Origin of the sequence: Nocardia sp. NPDC058633 (genome assembly GCF_042717045.1) — a bacterium.
In the GTDB taxonomy this organism is placed as follows: domain Bacteria; phylum Actinomycetota; class Actinomycetes; order Mycobacteriales; family Mycobacteriaceae; genus Nocardia.
In genome coordinates this window covers 149970-176937 of the sequence record NZ_JBHXRA010000001.1, presented here as the reverse complement: position 1 = coordinate 176937, position 26968 = coordinate 149970, and the positions used below count along the sequence as shown (strand labels likewise).

Annotated in this window: 26 protein-coding genes; 15 read left to right on the top strand and 11 right to left on the bottom strand. The window is 67.5% G+C overall.

The window, feature by feature from the left end; translation table 11 throughout:
• The first annotated feature begins 27 nt into the window (after positions 1–27).
• The 3 genes from ACFWUR_RS00805 (at position 28) to ACFWUR_RS00795 (ending at position 5579) form a co-directional block, all read left to right on the top strand.
• On the top strand, positions 28–1503 hold the full coding sequence (locus ACFWUR_RS00805) for a 3' terminal RNA ribose 2'-O-methyltransferase Hen1 (protein WP_378899755.1): 1476 nt from the start codon (positions 28–30) through the stop codon (positions 1501–1503).
• Positions 1500–4019, top strand: a complete 2520-nt coding sequence (locus ACFWUR_RS00800; protein WP_378899752.1) for a polynucleotide kinase-phosphatase — start codon at positions 1500–1502, stop codon at positions 4017–4019. Before ACFWUR_RS00805 ends, ACFWUR_RS00800 begins: the two co-directional genes overlap by 4 nt.
• Positions 4020–4085: 66 nt before the next feature.
• Entirely contained in the window at positions 4086–5579 is a 1494-nt protein-coding gene (locus tag ACFWUR_RS00795) for a DUF4246 domain-containing protein (RefSeq protein WP_378899749.1), read from the top strand.
• A gap of 32 nt (positions 5580–5611) precedes the next feature.
• On the opposite strand, the gene ACFWUR_RS00790 is transcribed toward ACFWUR_RS00795, so the two are convergent.
• A complete protein-coding gene (locus tag ACFWUR_RS00790) occupies positions 5612–6256 on the bottom strand; it encodes a dihydrofolate reductase family protein (RefSeq protein WP_378899745.1) in 645 nt (214 codons plus the stop codon).
• A 60-nt stretch (positions 6257–6316) separates the two neighbouring features.
• Here ACFWUR_RS00790 and ACFWUR_RS00785 point away from each other — a divergent pair, with 60 nt between their 5' ends.
• A complete protein-coding gene (locus tag ACFWUR_RS00785; protein WP_378899742.1) occupies positions 6317–6835 on the top strand; it encodes a winged helix-turn-helix transcriptional regulator in 519 nt (172 codons plus the stop codon).
• Positions 6836–6838: 3 nt separating this feature from the next.
• On the opposite strand, the gene ACFWUR_RS00780 is transcribed toward ACFWUR_RS00785, so the two are convergent.
• From ACFWUR_RS00780 to ACFWUR_RS00770, 3 genes are all read right to left on the bottom strand, one after another.
• Positions 6839–7855, bottom strand: a complete 1017-nt coding sequence (locus ACFWUR_RS00780) for a fatty acid desaturase family protein (protein ID WP_378899739.1) — start codon at positions 7853–7855, stop codon at positions 6839–6841.
• A gap of 101 nt (positions 7856–7956) precedes the next feature.
• On the bottom strand, positions 7957–8553 hold the full coding sequence (locus ACFWUR_RS00775) for a TetR/AcrR family transcriptional regulator (protein WP_378899736.1): 597 nt from the start codon (positions 8551–8553) through the stop codon (positions 7957–7959).
• Positions 8554–8573: 20 nt separating this feature from the next.
• The gene (locus ACFWUR_RS00770) at positions 8574–9023 is read right to left on the bottom strand and encodes a PaaI family thioesterase (protein WP_378899733.1); all 450 of its coding nucleotides are present in this window, start codon (positions 9021–9023) and stop codon (positions 8574–8576) included.
• A gap of 236 nt (positions 9024–9259) precedes the next feature.
• On the opposite strand from ACFWUR_RS00770, the gene ACFWUR_RS00765 reads away from it, so the two are divergent.
• Positions 9260–9727 (top strand): nuclear transport factor 2 family protein, encoded by a 468-nt coding sequence (locus ACFWUR_RS00765; protein ID WP_378899730.1) that lies wholly within the window; start codon positions 9260–9262, stop codon positions 9725–9727.
• Here the strand turns inward: ACFWUR_RS00765 and ACFWUR_RS00760 are convergent.
• Entirely contained in the window at positions 9700–10047 is a 348-nt protein-coding gene (locus ACFWUR_RS00760; protein WP_378899727.1) for a TetR/AcrR family transcriptional regulator, read from the bottom strand. The two genes, ACFWUR_RS00765 and ACFWUR_RS00760, sit on opposite strands and share 28 nt — an antisense overlap.
• Positions 10048–10156: 109 nt before the next feature.
• Between ACFWUR_RS00760 and ACFWUR_RS00755 the strand changes: the two genes are divergently transcribed.
• The 4 genes from ACFWUR_RS00755 to ACFWUR_RS00740 are packed head-to-tail and all read left to right on the top strand — an operon-like array spanning position 10157 to position 14453.
• Positions 10157–11575 (top strand): flavin-containing monooxygenase, encoded by a 1419-nt coding sequence (locus tag ACFWUR_RS00755; protein WP_378899724.1) that lies wholly within the window; start codon positions 10157–10159, stop codon positions 11573–11575.
• 34 nt (positions 11576–11609) lie between these two features.
• Positions 11610–12854, top strand: a complete 1245-nt coding sequence (locus ACFWUR_RS00750; RefSeq protein ID WP_378899721.1) for an NADH:flavin oxidoreductase/NADH oxidase family protein — start codon at positions 11610–11612, stop codon at positions 12852–12854.
• Positions 12855–12871: 17 nt separating this feature from the next.
• Positions 12872–13672: an SDR family NAD(P)-dependent oxidoreductase gene (locus ACFWUR_RS00745; protein WP_378899718.1), complete on the top strand. Its 801-nt coding sequence runs from the start codon at positions 12872–12874 to the stop codon at positions 13670–13672.
• A gap of 1 nt (position 13673) precedes the next feature.
• Entirely contained in the window at positions 13674–14453 is a 780-nt protein-coding gene (locus ACFWUR_RS00740; protein ID WP_378899715.1) for an acetoacetate decarboxylase family protein, read from the top strand.
• 180 nt (positions 14454–14633) lie between these two features.
• Here ACFWUR_RS00740 and ACFWUR_RS00735 read toward each other — a convergent pair whose 3' ends face one another.
• Complete coding sequence (locus ACFWUR_RS00735; RefSeq protein WP_378899712.1) at positions 14634–15839, bottom strand: helix-turn-helix domain-containing protein; 1206 nt, start codon at positions 15837–15839, stop codon at positions 14634–14636.
• Positions 15840–16004: 165 nt separating this feature from the next.
• Between ACFWUR_RS00735 and ACFWUR_RS00730 the strand changes: the two genes are divergently transcribed.
• Entirely contained in the window at positions 16005–16235 is a 231-nt protein-coding gene (locus ACFWUR_RS00730; RefSeq protein WP_378899711.1) for a hypothetical protein, read from the top strand.
• The gene (locus tag ACFWUR_RS00725; protein ID WP_378899709.1) at positions 16235–16393 is read left to right on the top strand and encodes a hypothetical protein; all 159 of its coding nucleotides are present in this window, start codon (positions 16235–16237) and stop codon (positions 16391–16393) included. The genes ACFWUR_RS00730 and ACFWUR_RS00725 overlap by 1 nt, the downstream gene beginning before the upstream one ends.
• A gap of 788 nt (positions 16394–17181) precedes the next feature.
• Here the strand turns inward: ACFWUR_RS00725 and ACFWUR_RS00720 are convergent.
• Genes ACFWUR_RS00720 through ACFWUR_RS00700 form a run of 5 tightly spaced genes read right to left on the bottom strand, consistent with a single transcriptional unit; the run spans position 17182 to position 21306 of the window.
• Positions 17182–17544, bottom strand: a complete 363-nt coding sequence (locus tag ACFWUR_RS00720; RefSeq protein WP_378899707.1) for a hypothetical protein — start codon at positions 17542–17544, stop codon at positions 17182–17184.
• Positions 17541–18392, bottom strand: coding sequence for an arylamine N-acetyltransferase (locus ACFWUR_RS00715; RefSeq protein ID WP_378899705.1), 852 nt, complete (start codon positions 18390–18392; stop codon positions 17541–17543). Before ACFWUR_RS00715 ends, ACFWUR_RS00720 begins: the two co-directional genes overlap by 4 nt.
• Entirely contained in the window at positions 18389–19261 is an 873-nt protein-coding gene (locus tag ACFWUR_RS00710) for an NAD(P)-dependent oxidoreductase (protein WP_378899703.1), read from the bottom strand. The genes ACFWUR_RS00715 and ACFWUR_RS00710 overlap by 4 nt, the downstream gene beginning before the upstream one ends.
• 39 nt (positions 19262–19300) lie before the next feature.
• The gene (locus tag ACFWUR_RS00705; RefSeq protein ID WP_378899701.1) at positions 19301–20719 is read right to left on the bottom strand and encodes an MFS transporter; all 1419 of its coding nucleotides are present in this window, start codon (positions 20717–20719) and stop codon (positions 19301–19303) included.
• Between the two features lie 14 nt (positions 20720–20733).
• Positions 20734–21306: an NADPH-dependent FMN reductase gene (locus ACFWUR_RS00700; protein WP_378899699.1), complete on the bottom strand. Its 573-nt coding sequence runs from the start codon at positions 21304–21306 to the stop codon at positions 20734–20736.
• Between the two features lie 113 nt (positions 21307–21419).
• Here ACFWUR_RS00700 and ACFWUR_RS00695 point away from each other — a divergent pair, with 113 nt between their 5' ends.
• The 4 genes from ACFWUR_RS00695 (at position 21420) to ACFWUR_RS00680 (ending at position 26966) form a co-directional block, all read left to right on the top strand.
• Positions 21420–24581: a BTAD domain-containing putative transcriptional regulator gene (locus ACFWUR_RS00695; protein WP_378899697.1), complete on the top strand. Its 3162-nt coding sequence runs from the start codon at positions 21420–21422 to the stop codon at positions 24579–24581.
• Between the two features lie 214 nt (positions 24582–24795).
• Positions 24796–25311, top strand: coding sequence for a TetR/AcrR family transcriptional regulator (locus tag ACFWUR_RS00690; protein ID WP_378899695.1), 516 nt, complete (start codon positions 24796–24798; stop codon positions 25309–25311).
• A gap of 78 nt (positions 25312–25389) precedes the next feature.
• Complete coding sequence (locus tag ACFWUR_RS00685; protein WP_378899693.1) at positions 25390–25959, top strand: nuclear transport factor 2 family protein; 570 nt, start codon at positions 25390–25392, stop codon at positions 25957–25959.
• A 38-nt stretch (positions 25960–25997) separates the two neighbouring features.
• Positions 25998–26966, top strand: coding sequence for an oxidoreductase (locus ACFWUR_RS00680; RefSeq protein WP_378899690.1), 969 nt, complete (start codon positions 25998–26000; stop codon positions 26964–26966).
• Positions 26967–26968: the final 2 nt, after the last annotated feature.

The window sequence follows — 26968 nt, the reverse complement described above, 5'->3', positions numbered from 1 at the left end:
GCTGGCGGGGCGTGACAGGATCAGCGAGTGCTCCTGACGATCTCTACGACTCACACGCCGGCGACAGACCTCGGATATCTCGTGGTCAAGCATCCCGACCGCGTGCAGTCGTTCACGACCACCGGCGGCACGGCACACGTGTTCTATCCACAGGCCGACGTCGACCGCTGCACCGTCGCGCTGCTGCTCGATGTCGACCCGGTCGAACTGGCCCGGCCGACCAAGGGGCACAACGGCTCCGCACTGGGACGCTATGTGAACGACCGACCGTACGTGGCGTCGAGCTTGCTGTCGGTGGCGTTGGGCAAGGTGTTCCGGTCGGCGCTGAACGGGACGAGCCGGGATCGAGCGGAGCTGGCGGGCACGGCGATCCCGTTGGAGATCGAGGTACCCGCGGTGCCGTGCCGGGGCGGGACCGAGATCGTCGAGCGGCTGTTCGCGCCGCTGGGCTGGACCGTATCGACGACCTCGCAGCCGCTCGATCCCGAGTTCCCGGAGTGGGGTCGCTCCCCCTACACCCAGCTCCGCTTGACCGGGACGTTGCGGCTGGCCGACGCGCTCAACCACCTCTATGTGCTCCTGCCGGTGCTCGACGACGCCAAGCACTATTGGGTCGACGCCGACGAGGTCGACAAGCTGTTGCGCGCGGGTGCGGGCTGGCTCGGCTCCCATCCCGATCGCGAGCTGATCGCCCGGCGCTACCTGGCCGGGCGACGGACACTGACCCTGTCGGCGTTGGAGCGCCTGCGTGCGGTGGACGAACCACTCGACGACGCCGAGATGCCCACCGACGCCGTCGAACGCGTCGAAGCCGCCGAGCGCCGCACACCGCTGGTGAAGCTGCGCAAGGAAGCCGTCCTCGCCGCACTGGCCGAGACCGGCGCCTCGCGCGTCCTCGATCTCGGTTGTGGCCCTGGCGCTCTGCTCCTCGCCCTGCAGGCCGATGCCCGGTTCACCGAGATCGTCGGCGCCGATGTCTCGAGCGCGGCGCTGTCGATGGCGGAGCGGCGCTTGAAGTTCGATCGGATGTCGGATCGGCAGCGAGCCAGGATCACGCTGATCCAGTCGGCGCTGACCTACCACGACAACCGGCTGCGAGGCTTCGACGCGGCCGTGCTCATGGAGGTGATCGAACACGTCGACGAGTCACGGTTGCCCGCGCTCGAACGCGCCGTCTTCGGCCACGCCGCCCCCGGCGCGGTGATCGTGACGACGCCGAACGTGGAATACAACGTGCACTACGAAACCCTCGACGGACACCGCCACGACGATCACCGATTCGAGTGGACCCGTGCGCAATTCGCCGACTGGTGCGCCCACGTCGCCGAGACGTTCGGCTACACCGTCGACATCCGTCCGGTCGGCGACCACGATCCGCGGTCCGGCTCCCCCACCCAGCTCGCGCTCTTCCGCAAGGCCACTGTGACATCGGCGCCTGCGCTCGACCCCGCGCGGCCACGCTCCGCTACCGCCTCCGGGCCCGAACGTAAAGGCGCGCTGTGAACATCGACCTGCCCGAGCTGTCACTCATCGCCCTCATCGGCATCTCCGGTTCCGGCAAGTCCACCTTCGCCCGCGAGCACTTCAAGCCGACCGAGGTGCTGTCGTCGGACGTCTTCCGTGGCCTGGTGGCCGACGACGAGAACGACCAGTCCGCGACGAAGGACGCCTTCGACGCGCTCGGGCACATCGCCGGCATCCGGCTGCGCGCCGGTCGCCGGGTGGTCATCGACGCCACCAATGTGCAGAAGCACGCGCGGGCCGAATTGGTCGCGTTGGCACGGTCTTTCGATGTCCTGCCGGTCGCGATCGTCATCGATACGCCCGAAGCCATCGCGTGGGAACGCACTCAGGGCCGCACCGATCGAGACTTCGGTCGCACTGTGCTGAAGCGCCAGAGCCAGGATCTGCGGCGTTCGCTGCGGGAACTCGGCCGCGAGGGTTTTCGCAAGGTGCACGTCGTCAGCGATCCGGCCGAGGTGACGATCACCTACGAGAAGGCATGGAACGACCGGCGCGAACTCACGGGGCCGTTCGACATCATCGGCGATGTGCACGGCTGCCGAGCCGAATTGGAAACGCTACTGGTCGAACTCGGGTGGACGCTGGTTCGCGACGAGGCGGGTCGTGCTGTCGACGCCACGCACGCGCAGGGGCGTCAGGCGGTATTCGTCGGCGACCTCGTCGATCGTGGGCCCGATTCCCCGGGTGTGCTGCGGTTGGTGATGGGGATGACCGCCGGCGGCAACGCGCTGTGCGTGCCGGGCAATCACGAGCAGAAGCTGCTGAAGAAGTTGCGCGGTAAGAACGTCACGGTGTCGCACGGTCTCGCGGAGACGCTCGAGCAATTGGAGAGCGAGTCCCCGGAATTCATCGCCTCCGCGGCGCAGTGGATCCACGACCTGGTGAGCCACTTGCGCTTGGACGGCGGGCGGCTCGTGGTCGCGCACGCCGGGCTCAAAGAGGCGTATCACGGTCGGGCATCCGGTCGAGTGCGCGACTTCTGCCTGTACGGCGAATCCACCGGGGAGACCGACGAATACGGCTTGCCGGTGCGTTACCCATGGGCGCGGGACTACCGTGGCGCGGCGACGGTTGTCTACGGGCACGTGCCGACTCCGAAGATCGAGTGGGTCAACAACACCGTCTGCCTGGACACCGGTGCGGTGTTCGGCGGCGAGTTGACGGCGATGCGCTACCCGGAGAAGACGTTCGTGGCGGTGCGGGCCTCGCAGGTGTACTACGAACCGATCAAGCCGCTCGCCGACGCCGAATCCGCCCGTGACAACGAAACTCTCGACCTCGCCGATGTGACGGGTCGCAGGCACATCCGCACCGACTACGGCACGGTGATCGTCGACGCCGAGAACTCCGCGGCCGCGCTGGAGGTGATGAGCCGGTTCGCGATCGACCCTCGGCTGCTGCTGTGGTTGCCGCCGACCATGTCCCCGCCGTCCACGTCGACCGTCGAGGGCTATCTCGAATACCCCACGGAGGCGTTCGCCGACTATCGCGCGGCGGGCGTGGACAAGGTGGTGTGCGAGGAGAAGCACATGGGTTCGCGGGCCGTGGTGCTCGTGTGCCGCGATCGCGCAGCGGATCGTTTCGGGGTCGGCGACGGCTGTTCCGGCGCGATCTACACCCGCACCGGACGGTCGTTCTTCACCGATCCCTCGCTGACCGAAACGCTGCTCGACCGCGTACGGACCGCAGCGGCACCGATTTTCGACGAACTCGAATCGGGTTGGCTGCTCTTGGATTGCGAGCTGCTGCCCTGGTCGGCCAAAGCCGCCGGGCTGATCCGCACCCAGTACGCGGCTACCGGTGCGGCCGCGCGCTCGGCGCTTCCGTCGGCTGTCGCGGCACTCGATGCCGGTCTGGCCCGCGGACTCGACCTCGGCGAACTGCGTAGTCGCACCGCCGACCGCGCCGAGAACGCGGACGCTTTCGCCGCCGCGTACCGTCGATACTGCTGGCCGACAACAGGACTCGACGGCGTTCAGATCGCCCCGTTCGCCCTGTTGGCCGCCGAAGGCGCCACCTACGCCGACCGCGACCACGGCTGCCACCTCGGCATCAGCGACCGATTGGTAGCCGCCGACCCGGTGACCTTCCGCCCCACCGAACATCGCGTCGTCGATCTGTCCGACCCCGCCGCCGAGGCCGAAGCCACCACCTGGTGGCTCGCGATGACCTCGGCAGGTGGCGAAGGCATGGTCATCAAGCCCTACGCCGGACTCGCTCACCGCGCCAAAGGCAAACTCGCCCAACCGGGCATCAAATGCCGAGGCCGCGAATACCTGCGCATCATCTACGGCCCCGACTACACCGCACCGCAACACCTCACCCGACTCCGCGACCGCACCCTCGGCCGCAAACGCACCCTCGCCCTGCGCGAACACACCCTGGGCCTGGCAGCCCTGGATGCCGTCGCGGCCGGCGAACCGTTGTGGCGGGTGCACGAGTTGGTCTTCGCGATCCTCGCCATGGAATCCGTGCCGACCGACCCTCGTCTCTGAGGGCTTTCGCGTCCACTAGTGTCGTCTCGGTATTCGCGTCGCCAGAACTGTTGAGAGAACGAAGAATTGACCCAGATCGCCCCGTTTCCCCTGCCTTTTCGTGTCGCTCATCTGGTGGCGCTCGCGCCGGTTCGGACGGTGCGCGAGCTGGAGATGATGCGATTGAGCGCGGGAATCCGGGCGAAATCGCAGTGGCATCGGAAGATCACCGACGCCGACATCCTCGCCCGATGGACTCGAGAAGCCACCGAGCTCGGGATGTCGGCGGCTCAAATCCGCTATGTGCTCGATGAACTCGCGTACTACGCCGGTGTGCGCGACGAGAGCACCGGGATCGAGGTCTCCGCTGTCGATGGGGTGTGGCAGTCGGACACCCTGATCGACGACGCGTTGCGGTCCCGCTTGATCGAAGCGGCCCGGGTACTCGAGGACGTTCCCGCGGCAGAACAGGATTGGCATCCGGGCTCGAATCATCAGGTGCGCAATCTCGTGCATCCCTCGCTGTATTGCCTGGTCCGCGGCGTCAGCCGGTCCGCCGACGCGCCATGGCCCAGCCCGGCGACCCACGATGCCCGGTACGCCTACTCACCGAAGTTTCAATGGCTGCCCACCGACGTCGACGTCACCGATGTCGGCGAGGTTGTCCTCCGCTCCTACATCAACAACGTCGACCCCGCTCGCCATCACGCACTCGAATCCGTCCTGCCGGACCTCCTCGCCCGCATGCTACCGATGCTGGCGAACGTCCTGACCGACCTTCGACACCCACGACCTGTGCGGATCGAGGTCGACCCGTTCAGCTGGTACGACGACAGCGAACCCACGGAGCCGACCGATGAGGACGACGACGAAGCCGACCAGGCCTACGAAGCTGCCTGGGATCACTGGTGGGAAAACCGCCGACCTGCCGTTCCCGACGCACCCGTCTTTCAGGCGCCGCCGCCCGTCGACGACAGCGTTCGCGTCGATCTCAACGGTCGCCGGTTGCAGGTCATCGTCAAGCTCGCCACCATTCAGCTCACGCCCGCGAAGCCGGAATACCCGGGCGGTTCCTGGCACGTCGAAGGGATGCTCAACGAACGCATCGTCGCCACCGGGATCTACTACTGGGACAACGACAACATTACCGACAGCGTGCTCGGTTTCCGCGCCGCCGTCGACGACCCGCAGTACCAGCAGAACGACGAGACCGGGATGCGTGAGGTCTTCGGCCTCGCCGACGAGGACATCCTCAATCAGGACTTGGGATCAGTACAGGCCAGAGCCGGTCGCTGCGTGGCATTCCCCAACATCCTGCAACATCGCGTCGCCCCGTTCCGGCTCCAGGACCCGACCCGCGACGGCCACCGCAAGATCCTGGCCTTCTTCCTGGTCGACCCGTCGATCACCATCGTCTCGACCTCCGACATCCCCCCGCAACAACCGTGGTCGCCCACGTCGACGATGACCCCCGCCCAGGCCGCGGTCTTCCGCGAAGAACTGATGCGAGAGCGGAAGTTCTTCGTCGACGAACACAACGACGAGCTGTACGAGCGAGAATTCTCCCTCTGCGAACACTGACAGTCGTCGAACGCGATCAGCTCACGCGATACTCATCGGCGCCAGAAGAAGTGGTGGACGACTCCGCTGGGGCTGGGGACCTGTTCGTGGTGGAAGCGGTCGTCGTATTCGTCGGGGCTTTCCCACAGTCGTTCGCCCGCACCGATTTTCACCGGTGCGACGACAATGTGCATGGCGTCGACGAGGTCGGCCGCGAGGAACTCACGGACCGTGGCGACGCCACCGCCGATGCGCACATCCTTGCCGTCGGCAGCGTCGAGAGCCTGGGCGAGCGCGTCCTCCGGCGTGGCGTCGAGGAAGTGGAAAGTGGTGTCGGCCAGGGTGAACGACGGGCGTTCGTGGTGAGTGAGCACGAAGACCGGGGTATGGAACGGCGGGTTGTCGCCCCACCAACCCTGCCAGTCGTAGTTCTCCCACGGGCCACGCAGCGGGCCGAACTTGTTGCGACCCATGATCTCCGCGCCGATGTTGAAGGCGTAGTCGCGCACGATGTAGTCGTCGAGGCCATAGGTGCCGCCGGGATCGGTACGGTTGACCCAGTGCGCGGTGGCGCCCGCCCAGGACATGAGGTCGGCGGGGTCGGCGTGACCGAAGGGACGTTCGAGACTCTGCCCCTGCCCCGCCCCGTACCCGTCGCTGGAAACGCTGAAGTTCTGAACGCGAACCATCTGAGCCATCGGTGTGCCCTTTCTGATTGCGATGTGCAAGCAGTGAAGAACATAACCTAGACTGATCCTGTGTCGCAACCAGTTGCTCGAGAAAAGTTGCCCGTGCCGCCGGGCAAGTCGGGCTGCCCGATCAATCTGACGGTCGAGCTCCTCGGCGACCGCTGGAGCCTGATCATCTTGCGCGACATCATGTTCGGCGGGCAGACACATTTCCGGGAGCTGCTCACCGGTTCCGTCGAGGGCATCGCCTCGAATATCCTGGCCGCTCGGCTCACCAAACTCGTCTCCGCCGGTCTACTCACTCGCGACGACGACCCGAGCCACCGTCAGAAAGTCGCGTACCACCTCACCGAGGCCTCGATCGCGCTCGTTCCGGTGTTGGCCGCACTGGGCGCGTGGGGTGCGCGATGGCTGCACACAGCGCCGGAGCTGACCGTGCGCGCCGAGTTGCTCGCCGCCGGCGGACTCCCGATGTGGGACCGATTCATGGAGGAACTGCGCGCCACCCATCTGCGCGGCGAGCCGCTGCCCGACGACGGGGTGCTCGCGGAACTCACCGCCGCCTACAACGAGGCGGTCGGCGGGTAAGCGCTACCGCACTGTCTGGCGGCCGACTTCGTTCAGGTGGGCCATCGCCTGCCGGTACGACTCGAACAGGCCCGTCTCGCAGTACGGGACACCGATCTCGGCGCAGAACTGGGCGACCATCGGCTGGGCGCGGTGCAGGTTGGCGCGGGGCATCGACGGGAACAGGTGGTGCTCGATCTGGTAGTTCAGCCCGCCCATGGCGGTGTCGACGAGGAAGCTGCCACGCACATTGCGCGAGGTGAGGACCTGACGACGCAGGAAATCGGTGTTGTCGCCTTCGGGCAGCACCTCCATGCCCTTGTGGTTGGGCGCGAAGGTGGAGCCCATGTACAGGCCGAACAGGCCCTGCTGGACGGCGATGAAGACCAACGCCTTACCCGGCGACAACACCAGGAACGCCGCGGAGAGCAGGCCGATGAAGTGGGCGGCGAGCAGCGCGCCCTCCCAGATGCGGTTCGGGATCGGCCAGCGGAACACCGCGACGACGCTCTTCCAGTGCAGGCTGCCGCCTTCGAGCAGCAGCAGCGGGAAGAACAACCACGCCTGGTAGCGGAAAATGAAACGCCGCCAACCTCTTCCGGCCTTCGCGCGGTCGCCGGAGAACGCGAGCACACCCATCGCGTCGGGGTCGGCGCCCTCGGTATTGGGGTGGGCGTGGTGACGGTTGTGGTTGCTGGTCCACCAGCCGATACTCAGCCCGATCGCGAGGTTGCCCGCGATCAGTCCGTACAGGTAGTTGGCCCGCCGTCCGGCGAAGATCTGCTTGTGCCCCGCGTCGTGCCCGAGGAAGGCGATCTGTGAGAAAACCACGGCAAGCAACACCGCGACCGCCAGCGTCCACCAGGAGTCACCGATGGCGAAAAACGCCGCCCAACCAGCCACGAAGGCCCCCGCGGTGAGCGCGCTCTTCCACCCGTAATAGCGCAGTCGCCGGTCGAGCAGATCCGCCGCCCGGATGCGGCGCAACAGGACCGAGTACTCACTGCCACGCACGGGGACGACATCAGACGCGATAACCACGGCACAAGCATGGCGCATGGAGGCCACGGCCGGGTGAACGGGTTGCAGATCAGCGACTACCGAATGTTCGCGACCCGACGACAGCCGCGCGCCGCCGCGGCCTACCCGGCGACGTCGACCGGCGCGAGGACGAGATCGGCGATACCGCGCACGAGCTCGGCCTCCCGCTCGGTCGGCGCTCGGCCGGCCAGCAGCTTCGGCCGCACGACGGCCAGCGGAAGCTCGAGCAGGACGAATGCGATCTGGTCGGGCGGTCGCCCGGTGCGCGCCGCGAGAACCTGCACCTGCGCGCGGAAAAGGCGCCGGCGGGCCGATTCCATCGTGTCGAATTCCGCCTTGGCGCTGTCGCTCCACTCGTCGCGACCGAAGGCGCGGGCACCGGCCTGCAGTACCTGGGCTTCGGCGAGATTGTCGCGACACCACTCGACGAGCCACACCGCGACCTCGGTCGCCGATTCCGGAGTCGGCTGCTCGCCCAGTAGTTCGCGATAGCGAAGCTGCATGCGCTTCGACGTCCGCAACCAGACCGCGGACAGCAACGTGATCCGGTCCGGAAACCGGTGGTAGATAGAGCCGTTCGAGGCGCCGAGTTCCCGCGCGACCGCGCCCATCGTCACCGCCCGCTGGCCGTGTGTGGCGAACAACTGGATCGCGGCGTCGATGAAGTCGTCCTCGGTATGTATCGCCGACCGTCCCATGAAAGCGAGAATAGTCGCCGCTAGAGAAGGTCCTCCACTACGTCGTCCGCGTAGCCGGCCTCGGTCAGCCGCGCCGTTCCGTAGGCGACCGCGCACAACTGTTCGGGCGCACCGTCGGTGATCGAGTACACCTCGCAGTGGCACACCGCTTGGCGGCGGGTCGCGTCGACGACCGAGGCGACCGCGCGAACAGTGTGGCCGGTCGCCGGTCGCAGATAGGTGATCGTGAACCCGCTCGTGACAACCGACGGACCGAGAACGGACCCGCCCGCGAAGGTCAACGCGTTGTCCGCCAAGCTCGCGAGCACGCCGCCCGCGACCAGCCCGAACTGCTGTCGGAGCTCGTCGCGTACCGGCACCTCGAGGGTGGCGGACCCTTGTTCGAACGCCACCATGCGCGCCCCGATGTGCGTGCTGAACGGCTGGTGACTGAGCACTGCTGCTGCCTGGCTGAGCGTGATGGTCATCATTTCTCCGGTGACGTCCCGTGCATCGTTTTAGAGTATCTACTCTACTAACCAAGTAGAGCACATCCTCTAATTTATGGGAAGACCCGCGCCGACCTCGATGGACCGACTCTTGCAGAGCAATCGTTCAGATATGCTGCGCCACAACGAATCTCGCGCACAACAGTGAAGGAATCCACCCCAGGGTGGTCGCGCCGAACCCGCGAGCCCGCTAGCGTCGAGATGACGAGAGGAGCCGCATGTCCGCTGACCAGTTCGTCGCGAATTTCACCGATTTCTGGGCCCGGCCGTCCGTGGATCGAATTCCCGAGATCCTGCATCCCGACGTGGTGTTGACTCAGCCGTTGTCCCCACCGATGCACGGCATCGCCGCGGCACAACGAGAGTTCGCGCAGATCTGGCGATTCCTGCCCGACCTCCGCGCCCACGTCGACCGGTGGCGCGGTGACGACGAGGTGGTTTTCATCGAATTCCGGCTGCTGGCGCATGTGGGGCGCCACCGGATCGAGTGGCCCAATATCGACCGGATGATCCTGCGCGACGGCAAAGCGATCCAGCGGATGAACTACTTCGACCCACTCCCGGTACTGCCGATCGTGGCGAAACATCCGTCGTTGTGGTGGCACTGGGCGTCCTCGGGCGCGGCGCGCCCCTGGCGGACAGGGCACCGAATCGACGACTACCGAGCCCTCACCAAGGACCTTTGACCAGGCTGCCGCACGCGCGGTGGGGACGAGGTCGCGGCCTGGACCGGATCGCCCGCGGTGGCCAAGGGCACCGCGGCTGACATCTGAGCCAGGGCCGCGGCTTCTTCTCGGTCCAGCCAGGCGCGCAGCAACTGCTCGGAGTCGGTGAACAGTTCACAGATGACCGGGCGGCTGACGCCCGCTTCCTTGGCCACGGTGTCGATGGACATCTTGTGCACACCCCGCTCGACGATGACGCGCAGGACTGCGGCCAAGAGCCGTTCGCGGCGCTCTTCGGGGGCCATCCGCGGTGCGTACACGCGGCCACGTCGTTCGGCCATCCCGCCTTTCACCTTCTCTTCCGTCGGGCAGGCTTGACAATCGCCCGCGCCTGAGCAAATACTACACCCACTGTAGCTACACCGACTGTAGCTTTTATGGGAGGTCGCAATGTCGCGCCGATACTGCATCATCGGAGCCGGGTACACCGGGTTGGCGGTGGCCAAGGCGTATGCGGATCTGGGCTTGGATTACGACCACGTGGAGGCCACCGACTCGATCGGCGGCAACTGGTCGCACGGCGTGTACGACTCGACCTACCTGATCAGTTCCAAAGACGTCACCCAGTACCCGGACTATCCGATGCCCAGCGGCTACCCGGATTTCCCCAGTGCCGCGCAGATGCGCGACTACCTACGCGCGTTCGCCGCGGAATTCGGGCTGGACCGCCGGATCGAATTCGGTGCCTTCGTGACCGATGTCGCGCCACTCGACGAAACGGGCCTGGCGGGCTGGCGGGTCGAATTCGCGAGCGGGGAAGTTCGAGAGTACGCCGGAGTCGTGGTCGCCAACGGGCACTACTGGGACGTCCATATCCCCTCTTATCCAGGAGAATTCACGGGCACGCAGATCCACTCCAAGAACTACAAGCGCCCGGCCGACCTGGACGGACCGAGCGTGTTGGTGGTCGGGGCGGGCAATTCCGGATGCGATCTGGCCGTGGAGGCCGCTGTGACCTTCGGGAACTCGGAGATCTCGCTGCGCCGCAGCTACTGGTTCATCCCCAAGTACGTGCTGGGCATTCCGAGCAGCAAGTTCGATGTGGGTTCGGTCCCGGTGCCGAAACTGTTGCAGGAGTTGGTTTTCCGAACGATCGTCGCAGTCGGGATGGGCAGCTTTCGGAGTTTCGGATTGTCCGAGCCCACGCACCGCATCTTCGATCAGGACCTGGTGGTCAACCAGCAACTGCCGTACTTCCTCAAGCACGGCCGCATCGCCGTGCGCCCCGAGATCGAACGATTCGATGGGCGCACAGTGCATTTCACCGACGGAACCAGCGGGGAATTCGACACCATCGTGTGGGCGACCGGCTTCAGGACCACCTTCCCGTTCCTGCGCGAGGGCCTGCTGACCTGGGAAAAGAGTCAGCCGCGCCTGATCTCGCACACCTTCGCGCCGGGGGTGGCCAACCTGTACTTCGCCGGACTGGTCGCGCCGCGCTCGGGTGCGGGCATGCTGTTGACGAACAGCGCCCGGTTGCTCGCCGAGACCTCGCTGCTGCAACAGCGCCTGTCCACACCGGTTGGTGATCTCTACGCCCACATCTCCGAGGCGTCGAGCGAAATCCTGGCAGGCGGCCCGGAATTGCGCTGGGACGTACTGCGCGGCCGATGGCTGGTGCGCACCTTGACCCAGTTGTCGACCCTGCGCACGCTGCTGCTCGGCGCCGCCGAGTCGACACCCTCGGTGCTCGATGAACCCGCACCGCAGCAGGACTCATCGAGCGCACCTGAACCCTCGCCCCCTCTGCGCGGCCTGACCGGGGCCGTCCTGCGCCCGATCCTCGCCGTCGCGCGCCACATCGCCTGACCCGCACTCTTTCCACAACCACAGGAGCCCGCACATGCCCGCCGAGAAGCGCACCACGCACACCACCGCAGTCGGCAGTCCGCTGACCCTGCCATGCGGGGTCACCCTGCCCAATCGCATCGCCAAGGCCGCGATGAGCGAACAGCTCGCCGCGATCGACGGCGCACCCAGCCAGACCCTGACCCGGCTCTACCGGGCCTGGGGTCGTGGTGGCGCGGGCCTGCTCGTCACCGGCAATGTCATGATCGACCGGCGCGCCTACGTGGAGCCGCGCAATGTGACCTTGACGGACGAGCGGCATCTCGAGGCCGTGAGCAACTGGGCGCGTGCCGGTTCGAGCGAGGGCTCGGTGATGCTCATGCAGATCAACCACCCGGGCCGGGTCGCGGTCGGCCCGCTGCATCGCCGTCCGGTCGGCCCCTCGGCGCTGCGCCCGCAGGCGGTGGGATTCAACCTGCGTAAGCCGCGCGAATTGTCGCTCGACGACATCGCCGATCTGCGCCGCCGCTACGCGCGCACCGCGGAACTCGCTGTAGCAGCGGGCTTTGCGGGCGTCCAGGTGCACGCAGCACACGGGTATCTGCTGTCGCAGTTCCTTTCCCCGGTCGCCAACCAGCGCGGCGATGCGTACGGCGGCAACCCGACGAACCGCCGACGTCTGTTGCTCGAGGTGGTGGCGGATGTGCGCAAGGCCATCGGCCCCGAGGCGATTCTCTCGGTGAAGCTCAACTCCGCCGACTTTCAGGCCGGGGGCCTGGACGAAGACGAGTCGCTCGGTGTCGCGCTCGCCTTGGAGCAGGCCGGAATCGACCTGCTGGAGATTTCCGGTGGCAATTACGAGGCCCCCGCCATGACAGGGGTGGTGGCCGACAACACCCGCGAACGCGAGGCGTACTTCCTGCGCTACGCCGAGCAACTGCGTGCGCGTTCGACCATGCCGCTCATGCTCACCGGTGGCATCCGCACCCTGGACTTCATGAATGAGGTGCTGAGCCGGGGTGCGGTCGATGTCATCGGGCTGGGTCGCCCGTTCGCCGTACGGCCCGGTATCGCGGCCGAGTTGCTCGCCGGTACCCGGGAACCCGAGACACTGCCCACCGCGCCGCGAATTCCGTTGCCCGGTGCCGATCCGATCAACTCCTATCTCCAACTCGCTTGGCACGCAGGCGAGTTCCGGCGCATCGCGGCCGGCGCAACCCAGGTCGGCGGGCCGGGTGCGGTCCGCACCCTGATCGCCGCCGGTACCACCGTGAGCGCCCGCGCGCTCACCCAGTTCTGAGCGCTGAGGAGCCACCGATGAGCCTTCCCACCCCCACCCGCGATTCACGGGCCGTCATCACCGGCGCCTCTTCCGGCATCGGCTATGCGCTTGCCGAAGGCCTTGCCCAGTACGGGTATTCGCTGATACTCGTCGCCCGTCGCGAGGATCGCCTGCGTGAACTGGCCGATCGACTGGTTGCGGACAACGGCGTAGAGATCGAGATCCGCGCGGTCGACCTGGCGCAACGCGATGAGCGCGCGAAACTGTGCGACGAACTCGCCGGGCGCGATATCGCCGTGCTGTGCAACAACGCAGGTTTTGCGACCTATGGCGAGTTGGCCACCGCGAATACGGCCCGTGAACGGCAACAGGTAGAGCTCAATTCTGTCGCGGTGCACGATCTCACGCTCGCGGTGCTGCCCGGCATGGTCGAACGCGGCGCGGGCGCGATCCTGATCACCGGTTCCACCGCGGGCAATCAGCCCGGACCGCACAACGCGACCTACGCCGCATCCAAGGCCTTCGCCAATACCCTCGCCGAGTCGCTGCACGGCGAACTCGCCGGGACCGGCGTGCAGTGCACACTGCTCGCCCCGGGGCCGGTCCGCACCGAATACACCGAGGTCGCCGAGGCACCGAAGCTGGATCGCATGGTTCCCGGCCCACTGTGGGTGAGCGCGGATCAGGCTGCGGCGGCAGCCATCGCGGGTATGGCCGCCGGTCGCCGTCGCGTGGTCCCCGGCGTCTTCGCCAAGGTACAGACCCTCGGCGGGCAGTACACACCGCGCGGGCTGGTCGGGCCGATCCTGCGCACCGTGTATCGAAAGGTGAAGTGATATGGCCTGGGAACCCGCTATTCGTTCCGTGGGTCGTTCCCTCGGCGCGGACCTGCACCGCCTGCGGACCATGGCCGACCCGCGACAGAGCCTCTACCGCGATGCCCACTACTTCAGTGCCACGGTGGAAATCGACCCCGAGCACATGAAGCAGTGGCTGCCCGCCGGGGTGCGACTGGCCGAACCGGCCCGCGCCGACTTCTTCACCGCCTGGTTCCCGGACAACAATGTCGAATCACCGGGCTACCACGAGGCCGGACTGTTCGTGCACATAAAAACGCTGCAGGGCACCGGAATTCATTGTCCGTGGATGATCCTCGACGACGACGTGGCCCTCATCATCGGCCGTGAACTGCTCGGCTATCCGAAGAAACTCGGCGAGATCGACTGGTCGCTCACCGAGACCGAGATTCACGCTGAGGCCACGCGGCGCGGGCACCCGCTGCTCAGCATGGGCGGACGCCTCGGCGAGGTCATCTGCGACCCGCCGCCGATCCTCGCGCGGCCGCACCGCAATATCGCCGGAATCACCGGCCTGTTCCCGTCTTGGCTGGTGGCTTTCACTCCGCGCGAGAGCGTCATCGAGGTCCGACGGATCGAGGACTTCACCCTGGAACTACATGGTTCCGAACGTGATCCGATCGACCAGATGGGTATCGGCCGGGTGATCGAAGCCCGGCTGCACCGAGTGGACCTGCTCGGCGGGTGGGTGCCGCCGATTCCCTTACGGCCGCTGACTCCGCTGTTCACCTTGACCCACCTGCGTCCCCGGGTCCTGTGACGACTTCTGTGGACCCAGGGGACTCGAACCCCTGACCCCCACATTGCCAGTGTGAAGTGTCGATCCGTAGTCGAGCGTCCTAGGACACCCGTAGGACACGACGAACAGGTGTGCGACACAGGACGACCCCGGGCTCATGATGAGCCCGGGGTCGTTCGTCGTTGTCGGCACCGCAGCGCCTCACACAGCCACCTCCGGCGCGACGGCAGCGACCTTGGCGACCGCCTTGCGGGTGCGGTCCGAATCCACACCGGCCACCACCGGCAGCGCGGCCCGCCACAACCGGGCTGCGTCTTCATGGCGTCCGAGTTTCCAGCGCAGTAGTCCGGTCTCGATTTCACTCAGCGCCCGAATGCGGGTGTGTGTCTCCGGGTTCCAGGCCGCCGCGCTCATGTGCAACTGCCGTTCGGCCTCATTCAGATCACCGAGCGCGGCGAACGCCTTCGACGCCTGTCGGCTGACCGATGCCTTGTTCGGGCAGAACAGTGACAACCAGCGCGGCAGTTCGGTCGTCGTGGTCGGCGTCAGCCACGGATCAATCCCGCGCAGCGTCTCCCGCGCCGCCCGGTGGTCTCCGCCTTCGGCGTACATCCGAGCTAGCGCGACATCGAACACCGCTTGTGCATCCACGTCGACGTGACCGCGTGCCCGCGATACCGCCCGCTCGGCCAGCTCGATGCTGTGCTGCGGCATGCCCACGTCGCCTGCGTGCAAGGCGATGATCCGCAGAACGAAACCATCCTGTCCGGGCACGCCGGACTCTTCGGCCAGGCGCAGCGCGGCCAGGAAGTACCGCAGCGCCGCCCCGTCCGCGCCGACATCGTGGGAGCTGAACCCGATCGCGTAGGCCAGTTCCGATGCCGCGCTGAATGCTTCGGCACGAACGTGAGCATCGGTGAATCGGGACCGGAGCAGGGCAGAAACGTCGGTCGACAGAAACGCCGTCATCGCCGGACGCCCGGACCCGCCGCCGCGCACTTCATCGAACCGCAGCAGCGCGTCCGTCACCCCGCGCACCGCTGCCACGTCAGCCGCGCCGGTGCCGGTGCCGTCACCGATCGCGGCCAGGCGCGCGTGTTCGGGCATCGGCAGCAGGGCGGTGGCAGCGAGTGACGCGCTGTAGGCAGCAGTGCGAAGAAATCCCCGGCGGTCCAGGTCGGCACGGCCCAGTGCTTCAGCCGTCGTCACCGCGTCCAGCGGTCCGCACGCGCGTCGGTATTCCCTGACGACATCGGCGGTCGGGACGCGCCGCCCGGTCTCATAGTGGCCCAGCGCCGCCCGGCTGTAGGCCACTCGATCGGCCAGTTCGGCCAGGCTGAACCCCGCTGCCTCACGGGCCGCGCGCAGCTGTGCCCCGACGACGGCGGGGGGTGGGCCGGAATCCATACAACACACGGTAGCCGGGCTATGAGTGGTAGACGCGCTGTAGCCGAAGAACCGTTCTACCTGGCACCGGTCGGCGGAAAGGTTGGTCTCAGCCCCGCCGCCGGGTAGTGAATCGGCCCGGTACCGGTTCCCCGGCGGTGGGCGCACAACCCACCAGGGGGACCGATGAGCAAGGCGATACAGAACCGCCTCGATGAGCTGACCAAACGGGCCGCGCTGCGGTCCATGGCGATCCGGCGCGCACCCGAACCGCCATACGGGTGGGAGCTGTACAGCCCGTTCCGGGTCGTCTGCCACGGGTCGCTGGACAACGTGGCCGCGTGGCTGACCGCAGCGGAGCAGCGCGACGGGCAGGCCCTGCCGTCGGACCGCACCGGGGTCAGGGCGGACGGGTGATGACCGCGCTCGGTTTCGCCATCGCGATCGGCCTGCCGCTACTCGTGCTGTTCGGCGCGATCGTGTGGCCCGAACCGACTCCGCCCGAACGGCCCGTAGACGCCATCCGGGCACGCATCGAGTCCGAGCGTGAAGGCCGACGGCGCGATCACCGATAAGGCCATCACCCACAACCTCGCGGTATTCGTCGGCTTACAGAGTCAGCGAACACCACGCGTACGCTCAGTCAACAACGCCATCGAATCATGGAACCCGACGCAAGGACCCGCAGACCGCAGCGATCGACATGGCCATCCATACCTGGCGGGCCATGGAGGTTCCGCACTTTTCTGCCCGGACGTTCTGGCTGGCTTCGAGCGCCACACCGCTCATCACTTGCGACGAGCCAGTCCTTCATCTCGGATATCCCGACTGGACTCGCAAGAAGCGGCTCAGCTTGATGACCACGGCGCTGCTACTTTTCCCTATCGGACCGCACCGGCTGTTAATCCACTTCTGGCCCACGGTTGGAGAAGAGTGGAATCACGGGCAACCCCGACCGAGCGCACAATGCGCTGGTATGCCCGCATCGTAGAACCCACCCCGCCGACGGCCCAAGCCGTATCGACGGAAAGCCGGACCAAAACGGGGGTAAACGGGGGCCTGACCTGCTATTTCTGTGGAGCTAAGGGGACTCGAACCCCTGACCCCCACACTGACAGTGTCGCAAGGGCTTCCAGAAAATGGGTGCTCCCGTCCGACCTGCCCAGGTCAAGAGGCGGTACCCCCGTCCCGGTCGATATCGAGGTGGTCGACAAGTCCACGTGCCATGTCGAGCTGGGTTCCGACGACCCGGACCGGCTCGCGCGGTGGATGACATTGCCTCGACGCCGAGCTCGCCGCCGCGCGCAGGTGGTACTCGGACCCACTGGCGCGGGCAGCAGGGCTCGGGTCGGGCCGGGGTGCGCTAGCGCTGGTAGACCTCGACGTAGGCGTTGGTGGTCACCGCGACGACGCCGGGGCCTGTCCCGGTGCAGCCGGTGGTGATGCGCTCGCCGGTGGGGGTGAAGGGGTAGCTGAGGGTGTGGTACTGGCCGATGGAGTAGAGCGGGAACGGGCCGTTGGCGTAGAGGCCGACGCATTCGACGCGCAGGACGTAGTTGCTGCCGCCGTCGGGTTGGCAGGTCGCCGAGGCGCCGAAGAGGTCACGTTCGACGACGCAGTCCTGGGGCGCTGCCTGGGCGGTGCCGGAACCGATGATCGCGACGAAGGCAAGGCCCGAGATTGCGGCGGCCGCGATTCGCACTGCCGCGACGATGTTGTTCTTCATGAAAGTTCTCCTGTGTCGAGGTGGTCGATGAGCGTCGCCACGTCCGTGGCGTCGAGTTCGATGTCGAAGATCTCGGTGAGGATCCTCGGAACATCGGAGGGTCGTACCGCCCGGGTCTCGCCGGTCCCGTCAGGGTAGTTGGTGTGCACGGTGAGTCCGTCGAGCATGTGGTGGACCTGCGGGTGCAGGCGCTGCGCGATGGGACGGGTGGTGAACGGCGAATGCGGGGACGTCGAGACGTAGTAGTTGCCGACGACCTGGTCGATCGGGTACTGCGGGTTCATCGTGAAGGTGCGGCGGGTGAGCCAGCCGTTGCGGGAGAAGTGGTGCAGGGTCCACAGGCCGCCGCCCAGCACATCGGAGTCGCGTTCGAGCATGAATCGCCATGCACCAGCGCTGAATTCGCCGTCAACGGGAGTCAGTTCGATCGGTTCCAGTGGTCCGGAGCCGAAACCGACGTCGCACAACCAGGCTCGTTCGTCGTCGGCCGTCGTGACGCGCAGCAGGGCGTGGGTGGCAGGGAGCAGGCGGGTATCCGCGCCGAGGAAGATCCGTCCGGCCAGGCCGGTGACGCCGAAGCCGAGCCGTTCCAGCACCGCGGCGAACAACGCGCAGTTCTCGAAGCAGTAACCGCCTCGGCGGTGTCGAACCATCTTGTCCTGCATGGATTTCACGTCCAGCCGGACCGGCCGACCCAGGATGATCTCGAGGTTCTCGAAAGGGAAGGTCGTGGTGTGCCGATAGACCAGCTCGCGCAATGTCGCCAGGGTCGCAGCGCGCGCACCGGTGAAGCCGATGCGGGCCAGATACGCGTCCATGTCCAGGTCCGCACCACCCCAGACGCTCACGCGCGGTCCGGTCGGCGGCCGAAGTGTTCGACCAGTCGGGAGTAGCTGTCGTCGCCGTGGCCGGCGACCAGGGCGTCGGCGACGAGTCGCCTGGTGTAGGTCGGCAGCACGACATCGATTCCGCGGGAATCGCTTTCGGCGATCAGGTCGTCGATGGAGGGCAGGTGGTGTTTGAGGGCGCCGAACGGGGTGGCGAATTCGGCGCGGTCGATCTCCCCGGCGAACAGCCCGAACAGCGACGGCAGCGCCGCCAGGGACGGCTGCGCCTGTTCGGTGTAGCGGCCGATCGGGATGCCGGCGTCACGCAGCAGCGCCGCGGCGTGCAGGAATCCGTTCAGCAGGCCCCACATGATGTCGTGGAATGCCATCCCGTACAGCAGTGGCACGCCGGGGTCGGTGGACACGTGGGTCGCGCGTCCGCCGAGTGCCCGCAGGACCGGTTCGTGCCGGTCGAAGACCGGGCGGGGGCCGCCGAAGAAGATCACCGCCTCCGGTGAGCCGATCGCGGGGGCGATGGTCATGATCTGGCCGTGCAGGTAGTCCGCGCCCAGGTCGGTCACCAGATCCGCTGCGGCCCCGGCCTGTTCGGACGGGCCGTCGGTCAGGTTCACCACGGTGCGCCCGGCCAGGGCGGTGCCCGCCGCTTGCAGCAGCTTCCCGGCCACCGCGCCGTCTTGGACGTTGACGATCACCAACTCGGCCGCACGCGCCGCCGCTTCCGGTGACGTCGCCGACCGGGCGCCCGCGGCCACCAGCGGCTCGGCCTTCTCGGGCGACCTGTTCCAGACGGTGAGCGGGTGTCCGGCCGCCAGCAGGGCGGCGGCCAGCGCGGAACCCATTTCACCCAAACCCAAGAGCGCGATTGTCATGATTCTCCGATCTCGTTGTTGACGAACGACGATAAAATCTCAACCTTTATTGAGGTCAAGAGCGTGAGGCGTCGGACCCTCGACCGGCACCGCGCGCCGATCGGGCAGCGACCAGGCCGCGAGCAGGCCGAGCAGGGTGAGGGCGGAGGCGACGACGACCGTGCTGCGCAAACCGTCGGCGGTGGCCGTGCGCAGCACGTCACCGTCGAGGTCGGTCACGCCCGCGTTCGCGATTCCGACGAGCACCGCGAGTCCGGCGCCGATGCCGACTTGCATCGCGGTGTTGGCCATCCCGCCCGCGGTGCCCTGCTCCTGTTCGGCGACACCGGTGCCCGCGGCGGCGTACATGGTCGGGTAGACGGTGCCCATCCCGGCGCCGTAGACCAGGATTGCGACCACGATCGTGCGGTAGGAACCGTCGACGATCATCCCCGCGGCGAGCAGAGCGCCACCCACCGCGCCGAGCAGCAGCCCGACGATCAGCGTGGCGCGGATGCCGAACCGCCCGATCAGCCGCTCGGCGACGAAGTTCGCGACCGCGATGACCAACGACAGGCTCAGGAACACCAGCCCGGTGACCAGCGCGCTGTAGCGCCACACGTTCTGCAGGAACAGCGTGAGGAAGTAGACGATGTTCTGCATGGTCGCGCCGAAGACGAAGATGACGGCCAGCACCGGCCCCAACGCGCGGGCCAGCCGCAACGGCATGAGCGGGTTGTCACTGCGCGACTCGATGACTCCGAACGCGACCAGCAGCGCCACCGCGAGCGCGCCACCGCCGAGGACCGGCGCCGAGGTCCAGCCGGATTCCGGTCCCTGCGCCACGGTGAACACCAGCAGCGTCACGCCGACGGTCCCCGTGAGCGCGCCGGGCACATCGAACCGGCCTCCGTCGCGCGGACCGTCGGCGCGCAACAGCGGGAACGCCGCCACCGCGCCGACCACGACCAGCGGCACATTGATCAAGAACACTGCCTGCCAGCCGAACGCACTGGTCAGCACCCCGCCGAGCAGGGCACCGAGGCTGAGCCCGCCCGCACCGGCCATCGCCCACACCGCGAGGGCCCGAATTCGCTGCCTGCCCTCCTCGAACATGGTGTTGACCAGTGAGAGCGTCGCGGGGAACAACAGGGCCGCACCGATGCCCTGGATCGCGCGGGCGGCGATCAGCGCGATCGTGGTGGTGGCCAAGCCCCCCAGCAGCGACGCGATACCGAACGCCACCATGCCGAGCACGAACATCCGCCGCCTGCCGAGCAGGTCCGCGCAGCGTCCGCCCAGCAGCAGCAGGCCGCCGAAGAAGATGGCGTAGGCGCTGACCACCCACTGCATGGAGTGACCGGAGAATCCGACGTCGCGGGCGATATCGGGCAGGGCGACGTAGATGATCGTGAAGTCCAGCGAGGTGATCAAGCTGGAGAAGGCGAGCAGGGCGAGGGTGGTGGCGGGACGTCTCATGACGGTGTCCTTCTCTACTGCGGGTAGGGCCGGGCTTCGCGGGCCTCGTGCAGCGCGCGGGCCCACCAGGTGAGCTGGTTGAGCAGCGCGGTGGCGGCGGCGCCCGCTCCGGCACTGTCGAGCGGCTCACCGGCGTCGTCGAACTTGTTCCAGCACGAGTGGAAGCTGACGGTGTCGCGGATCGCGATGGCGTGCAGTTCGCCGAAGACCTGGCGCAGCTGTTCGGCGGCGCGCAGTCCGCCGGAAACACCGCCGTAGCAGACGAACGCGACCGGCTTGGCCTTCCACTCGTCGACGTAGGAGTCGATGGCGGCCTTGAGCGCGGCGGGATAGCCGCGGTTGTATTCGGGCGAGACGATGACGAAGGCGTCGGCCCCCGCCAAACGTTTCGACAGCGCCGCGACAACATCGTCGGGCTGGTCGAGGTCGGCGGGGAGCGGGGTCTCGGCGAGGTCGATCAGGTCGAGGTCGAGCCCGCCGTGCTCGACGGCGTGACCATGGAACCAGCGGGCGACCGTCGGCCCGAATCGTTGGGTTCGGGTGCTGCCGATGATGATCGCCACGCGCAAGAGATCAGTTGCGGGCATCGGGTCCGCCTTCCGGTCGGGTTGTTGTCGTCACGACCTTCGCCGGTGCGGCCTACGCCGCTCCTACAGCCGCCCTACACGGCCCGGAAAAGTCGGTCCGTATCGTCACGGCCATGCGGTTCGGTGTGCTCGGTTCGTTGACGGTGTGGACCGACGAGGGCGAGCCGGTCACGATTCCGGCCGGGCAGGTGCGCACGGTGCTGGCCGTGCTCCTGGTGCATCGTGGACGTTCGGTGTCGACCGATCGGCTCGTCGAGGTGCTGTGGCCGCGCCGCGTTGCGCGGGATGCGGCGGCGGCGCTGCAGGTCAAAGTCTCGCAACTGCGCAGCGCGCTGGCCGCCGCCGAGCCGGACGCGCGGGCCCTCGTGGTGTCGGGGCCCGCGGGATACAGCCTCGACGTGACAGCCGATGCGGTGGACGCGGGCCGCTTCGAGGACCTGCTCGCCCACGCCGACCCGGACCCCCGGCAGCGGGCCGACGCCCTGACCGCCGCGCTCGAGCTGTGGCGTGGCCCCGCGTTCGCGGAGGTGGCCGACGCGGAGTTCGCGGAGGTCGAGATCGCCCGGCTGGACGAGCTGCGGCTGTCCGCGGTGGAATCGCGGGCCGAGGCGCTGCTCGAACTCGGCGAACACGTCGCGCTGGTCGGCGAATTGGCGCCGCTGGTCGCCGAACATCCACTGCGCGAACGCTTGCGCGCGGCGCACCTGTGGGCGCTGTACCGGGCCGGACGGCAGAGTGACGCGCTGGCCGAGTTCACCGAGCTGCGCACGCGACTGCGCACCGAACTCGGCGTGGATCCGAGTCCTGAGATCGTCGCCGTGCACCGGGCGATCCTGGCCCATGACCCGCTGCTCACGCCTCGCTCGGGCGCCGCGACGAACCTGCCCGGCCAGCTCACCGAGCTGATCGGCCGGGCCGAGGCAGCACGCGACGTGCGGACGCTGGTCGGCGCGCATCGCTTGGTGACCCTGGTCGGGCCCGGCGGTGTCGGCAAGACCCGCTTGGCAATCGAGGTGGCGCGCACCCTGCTCACCGACCGGCCCGACGGCGCGTGGTTCGTCGAGCTGGCCGGGATCGAGGAGACCGCCGCCGCGCGCGCGAGCATCATCGACACCGTGCACGCGGTGCTCTGCATCCGTGACGACGCCCGCTCCCCTGCCGGTCCGCTCGACCAGCTGATCAGCGCGTTGCGCGGCAAGCGGGTGCTGCTGGTCCTCGACAACTGCGAGCACCTGGTGGCCGTGGTCGCCGAGCTCACCGAGCGGCTGTTGCGCTCGGCAACCGAACTGCGCGTGCTGGCCACCAGCCGCGAACCACTCGGCGTGGCAGGCGAGGCCGTCTACCCGGTGGCCGCGCTCGAATTGCCCTACTCCCCAGCGGATATCGGCCCCGACTCGCTACCGAGGTTCAGCGCGATCCGCCTGTTCACCGCACGCGCGACGGCCGCGGCGCCCGGCTTCACCCTCGACGCGGGAAACGCGGCGGCCGTCACCACTATCTGTCGCCGACTCGACGGAATCCCGCTGGCGCTCGAGCTGGCCGCCGCGCGAGTGCGGGCGCTCGGTGTGCGGGAACTGGCCGCCCGGATGGACGATCGGTTCGACCTGCTGGTCGCCGGACACCGCGGCGGGCCGAATCGCCAGCAGACCCTGCGCGCGATGATCGACTGGAGCTGGGAACAGCTCTCCGAACCGGAACAGGCTGTGCTGCGCCGACTTTCGGTGCATGCCGACGGTTTCGGGCTGGCGGCGGCGGAGTGCATCTGCGCGATCGGGGAACTCCCTCGCCGCCGGGTCCTCGAGCTGCTCGCCCGGCTGGTGGACCGGTCGCTCGTCACGACGACCGACACCGACGACGGCCCGCGATACCGGCTGCTGGAAACGGTCGCGCTGTACTGCTCGGAGCGGCTGAGTGAGGCCGGTGAGGCCGACCTGGTGCACGAGCTGCGCAACGATTACTACGCGACGTTGGCCGAGCGGGCACGCGACCGGCTACGCGGCGCCGACCAGCGGCGATGGCTCACAGTCATGGACGTCGAGTACGCGAATCTGCGTGCCGCCGTTGAGGCTTCGTCGCGTCGCGGTAGTAGTGTCTTCGCGCTTCGGCTGGTGGAAGCGATGGCCTGGTATTGGTTCCTGCGTGGCCGCATCGGGGAGGGTGTGCGGCTGCTCGACACCGCGTTGGCCACCGCCCGCGAGACCGCGCCCACGCTGTGGGCCAGGGCCAACGGCTGGCGGTCGGCGCTGATGCTGCTCGGCGCCGGCGACGCGGACCGTTCAGGATTGGTGCCGGCAGGGCTGGCCGGGTTCGACGAGGTGGACGATCCGGCGGGCCGCGCGTTCACCGAATGGCTGCTCGCCGAGGCGCTGCTCGGCGGCGGCGACCAGGCGGTCAGCGACACGCTGGCACAGCGCGCCCTCGCCGGATTCCTTGCGGCCGAGGATCACTGGGGCATCGCCGCGGCCCTGAGCACCGCCGCCCACCACGCCATGCTGCGCGGAGATCTCCCCGCCATGGCCCGCGACGCCACCGAGAGCGCGCGCCTGTTCGCGAACCTCGGCGATCGGTGGGGACAGCTGCGCGCCACCGAACTGCTCGCCCGCCGCGCCGAGATCATCGGCGACTACCCCGAAGCCGCTCGCCTGTACCGCGACGGTCTGTGCCAGGCCGAAGAGCTCGGGGTATGGCCGCAGGTCGCCGACATGCTGTCCGGTCTGGGCCGACTCGCCCTGCTCGCGAGCGATCTGGACCAAGCGCGCCGCCTCCACGAACGCGCGCTCGAGCTGTCGGTGAGCCAGGGCCACGAACTCGGCCGCGTCTTCGCCGAGGTCGGTCTCGGCATCGGCGCCCGACGTGCGGGCCGCCTCGACGATGCCGAACGCCACACCCGCGCGTCCCTGGACTGGAATCGGGATGTCGACTACGCACCAGGCGTCGCGCACAGCCTCGCCGAACTCGGCTTCATCGCCGAATTGCGCGGCGATCCCGAACAGGCACGCGCGCTACACGAAGAGGGAATCGCGGTGGCCCGCCGCACCGGCGACCCCCGCGCGATCGCCCTCGCATTGGAAGGACTCGCCGGAGCCGCCGCCCTCGCAGGGGATTTCGAACAGGCGACGGCACTGCTCGCGGACGCCACCGCGGCACGCCACACCGCGGGAGCGCCACTGCCGGAACAGGAACGCGCCGATGTGGACCGCATCGCGGCAGCGATCCGCGCGGGCGAACGATCCGGAGTCTCAGGCGAGTTCGCGGACGGTGTTCCGGATCTCTAGCGAGGCGCTGTAAGCGGCGGAGCGGAGAGACCACGGCGGTCGAGGGTGGGCCGGTACTCCCCCCGCGACTACGCCGGGTGGTTTCACCCCATTCGCATCGCGGCCGAACTTTAGTTATTGAACTTTACAGGTGGCTATCCTACTGTAAGAAACCATGGTAAGCATGGGAAAGCGGGCGCTGAAAGGCAGGTCGTCCGAGACGGTGGATCGACTCTTGGACGCAGGTCTCGAGGTGCTGTGTGAGCAGGGGTACGAACAGCTCTCGATGCGTGAGGTGTGCCGACGCGCCGGGCTGACCCACGCCACTGCGTACGGGTATTTCTCGGCCAAACAGCATCTGGTCGCCGAGATCTATTGGCGACGCGTACAGCAGTGGTGCGAGACTCCGGTGGTCTCGGGCACCCCGCAGGAACGCCTGGCGGCCGTGTTCGCCGAGTTGGGCGAATTGGCCGCAGCCGAACCGGAGCTGAGCGTGGCCGCGTCCGCGGCAGTACTCAGCCGCGACCCGGATGTCGCTCAGGTGCGCAACCGTATCGGGGCGGCGATGAGTGCTCGCGTGCGACTCGCGGCCGGGCCTGGCTGTTCCGAGGACGTGCTCGACGCGCTCGATATCGCTGTCAGCGGCGCGATGGTGCAGGCGGGTATGGGTTACTCCACCTACGAGGGCATGTCGCTGCGGCTGACCCGAGTCGCGCGACTGCTGTTGGCCGCCAACGCATCAGAACGCTGAGCGTGCCCGGACAGGGCACGGTATCGAACGTTTTCCGCGTCGTCGACGTGGTTCGAGAGATGAATGAGGAATGCAGGCATGAGTTTCGATCGTGGCGAGATAAAATCGTTCTGGCAGAGCTGGCTAGAGGTCAACCGGCGCGCCCAGGATTTGGGTGATTGGACGGTCATGGCCGATCACTACGAACCCGACGCGACTTATGGGTGGTCGTATTCGGCGTCGGACCAGTTCATGGCAACGGGACGTGAGGAAATTCGTGACCTGGCCCTGGGTACCGAGATGCTGGGATTCCAAGGATGGATCTATCCGTATCAGACGGCAGTCATCGATGAGACGAACGGCCAGGTCGTCGGATTCTGGCGTCAGCGCAGCACTTTCGCCGACCCGGAAGGCCAACCCTACGAAATCCCGAGTCTGGGCTGTAGTTGGTTCCAGTACAGCGGACGCCGTACCTGGGCGTGGCAGCGTGACGTCTTCGATGCCGGTATCGCCGCGAGCACTGTCACGCGAATGTTCAAGGACCACACCAACACTCCCGAATTGACCGCGCGGGTCAATGCCGCCGCCAGTGGACCGCTGCCAGGGCACTACCCGGGGCTGACGCAGATGAGCAGCCCGTTGTGGCCGGTCCCGGCAGTCGAGCTGTGAGGCCGGGGTTGAGCACCGCAGATCAGCCTCAGTGGACTATGGCCCAGGCGCAGGACCAGGCCGGCCGAGTGGCCGTGGTGACCGGATCCAACACGGGCATAGGGCTCGAGATCGCGCGTGCGCTGGCCGCTCGGCACACCACGGTAGTGCTGGCCTGCCGGAACCTGGACCGCGCGAACGCGGCACGCGAAGATATTCTCGCCTCCGCACCGGGATCAGATGTTGCTGTCGTGCAACTCGATACGAGCAGCCTGGCATCTGTCGCCGCGTGCGCGCAGTTGATGCGGCAACGATGGCCGGTGATCGATCTGCTGATCAACAACGCCGGGGTGATGGCCCGCGAGCACGCCTACACCGTCGACGGGTTCGAAACCGATTTCAGCACGAATTTCCTGGGCCACTTCGCGTTGACCGGCGGGCTGATCGATGCACTGACCGCGGCGCCCGCCGGGCGGATCATCACTGTCAGCAGCATCACCCACCGCCGCCGCAACGCCGGCTTGGACTTCGACGATCTGACCCTCGATCGTGGCTTCGACCCGGCGGTGGCGTACGCGCGGTCGAAGATGGCGTCGATGACCTTCATGATCGAACTGCAACGACGGCTCAGCGCGGTCGGCGCATCGACGCTGTCGCTGGCCGCGCACCCGGGCGGAGTTCGGACCAGCATTCTGCAACAACAGAATCGGCTGATACAGCTCGTGTATCACCCCCGCCTGACGGGTTTGACCGGATGGTTCACCCAGAGTCCCGCAGCCGGAGCACAACCGATCCTGCGCGCCGCCCTCGACACCGACGCCCGCGGAGCCGACTTCTTCGGTCCCGGCGGCCGCTGGGAATTGATCGGAAGACCGGTCCCAGTGGCGATCTCGCGCCGCGCACAGGACCCCGCCCTCGCCACCCGGCTCTGGGCGGCGGCCGAAGAACTCACCGGCGTCCGATTCCTCCAACAGCCCCCGATCACGGACCCCGTCACACCTGCGGAACCTGACCGAAAGGGACTGTAGCG

What these genes read in the sequence shown, in the direction of transcription:
- ACFWUR_RS00705 (WP_378899701.1), bottom strand. Translation starts at nt 20,719, where the DNA reads ATGAGACGTCCCGCCACCACCCTCGCCCTGCTCGCCTTCTCCAGCTTG.
- ACFWUR_RS00745 (WP_378899718.1), top strand. Translation starts at nt 12,872, where the DNA reads ATGAGCCTTCCCACCCCCACCCGCGATTCACGGGCCGTCATCACCGGC.
- ACFWUR_RS00720 (WP_378899707.1), bottom strand. Translation starts at nt 17,544, where the DNA reads ATGAAGAACAACATCGTCGCGGCAGTGCGAATCGCGGCCGCCGCAATC.
- ACFWUR_RS00700 (WP_378899699.1), bottom strand. Translation starts at nt 21,306, where the DNA reads ATGCCCGCAACTGATCTCTTGCGCGTGGCGATCATCATCGGCAGCACC.
- ACFWUR_RS00765 (WP_378899730.1), top strand. Translation starts at nt 9,260, where the DNA reads ATGTCCGCTGACCAGTTCGTCGCGAATTTCACCGATTTCTGGGCCCGG.
- ACFWUR_RS00755 (WP_378899724.1), top strand. Translation starts at nt 10,157, where the DNA reads ATGTCGCGCCGATACTGCATCATCGGAGCCGGGTACACCGGGTTGGCG.
- ACFWUR_RS00750 (WP_378899721.1), top strand. Translation starts at nt 11,610, where the DNA reads ATGCCCGCCGAGAAGCGCACCACGCACACCACCGCAGTCGGCAGTCCG.
- ACFWUR_RS00770 (WP_378899733.1), bottom strand. Translation starts at nt 9,023, where the DNA reads ATGATGACCATCACGCTCAGCCAGGCAGCAGCAGTGCTCAGTCACCAG.
- ACFWUR_RS00680 (WP_378899690.1), top strand. Translation starts at nt 25,998, where the DNA reads ATGGCCCAGGCGCAGGACCAGGCCGGCCGAGTGGCCGTGGTGACCGGA.
- ACFWUR_RS00730 (WP_378899711.1), top strand. Translation starts at nt 16,005, where the DNA reads ATGAGCAAGGCGATACAGAACCGCCTCGATGAGCTGACCAAACGGGCC.
- ACFWUR_RS00725 (WP_378899709.1), top strand. Translation starts at nt 16,235, where the DNA reads ATGACCGCGCTCGGTTTCGCCATCGCGATCGGCCTGCCGCTACTCGTG.
- ACFWUR_RS00790 (WP_378899745.1), bottom strand. Translation starts at nt 6,256, where the DNA reads ATGGCTCAGATGGTTCGCGTTCAGAACTTCAGCGTTTCCAGCGACGGG.
- ACFWUR_RS00775 (WP_378899736.1), bottom strand. Translation starts at nt 8,553, where the DNA reads ATGGGACGGTCGGCGATACATACCGAGGACGACTTCATCGACGCCGCG.
- ACFWUR_RS00740 (WP_378899715.1), top strand. Translation starts at nt 13,674, where the DNA reads ATGGCCTGGGAACCCGCTATTCGTTCCGTGGGTCGTTCCCTCGGCGCG.
- ACFWUR_RS00685 (WP_378899693.1), top strand. Translation starts at nt 25,390, where the DNA reads ATGAGTTTCGATCGTGGCGAGATAAAATCGTTCTGGCAGAGCTGGCTA.
- ACFWUR_RS00710 (WP_378899703.1), bottom strand. Translation starts at nt 19,261, where the DNA reads ATGACAATCGCGCTCTTGGGTTTGGGTGAAATGGGTTCCGCGCTGGCC.
- ACFWUR_RS00695 (WP_378899697.1), top strand. Translation starts at nt 21,420, where the DNA reads ATGCGGTTCGGTGTGCTCGGTTCGTTGACGGTGTGGACCGACGAGGGC.
- ACFWUR_RS00760 (WP_378899727.1), bottom strand. Translation starts at nt 10,047, where the DNA reads ATGGCCGAACGACGTGGCCGCGTGTACGCACCGCGGATGGCCCCCGAA.
- ACFWUR_RS00735 (WP_378899712.1), bottom strand. Translation starts at nt 15,839, where the DNA reads ATGGATTCCGGCCCACCCCCCGCCGTCGTCGGGGCACAGCTGCGCGCG.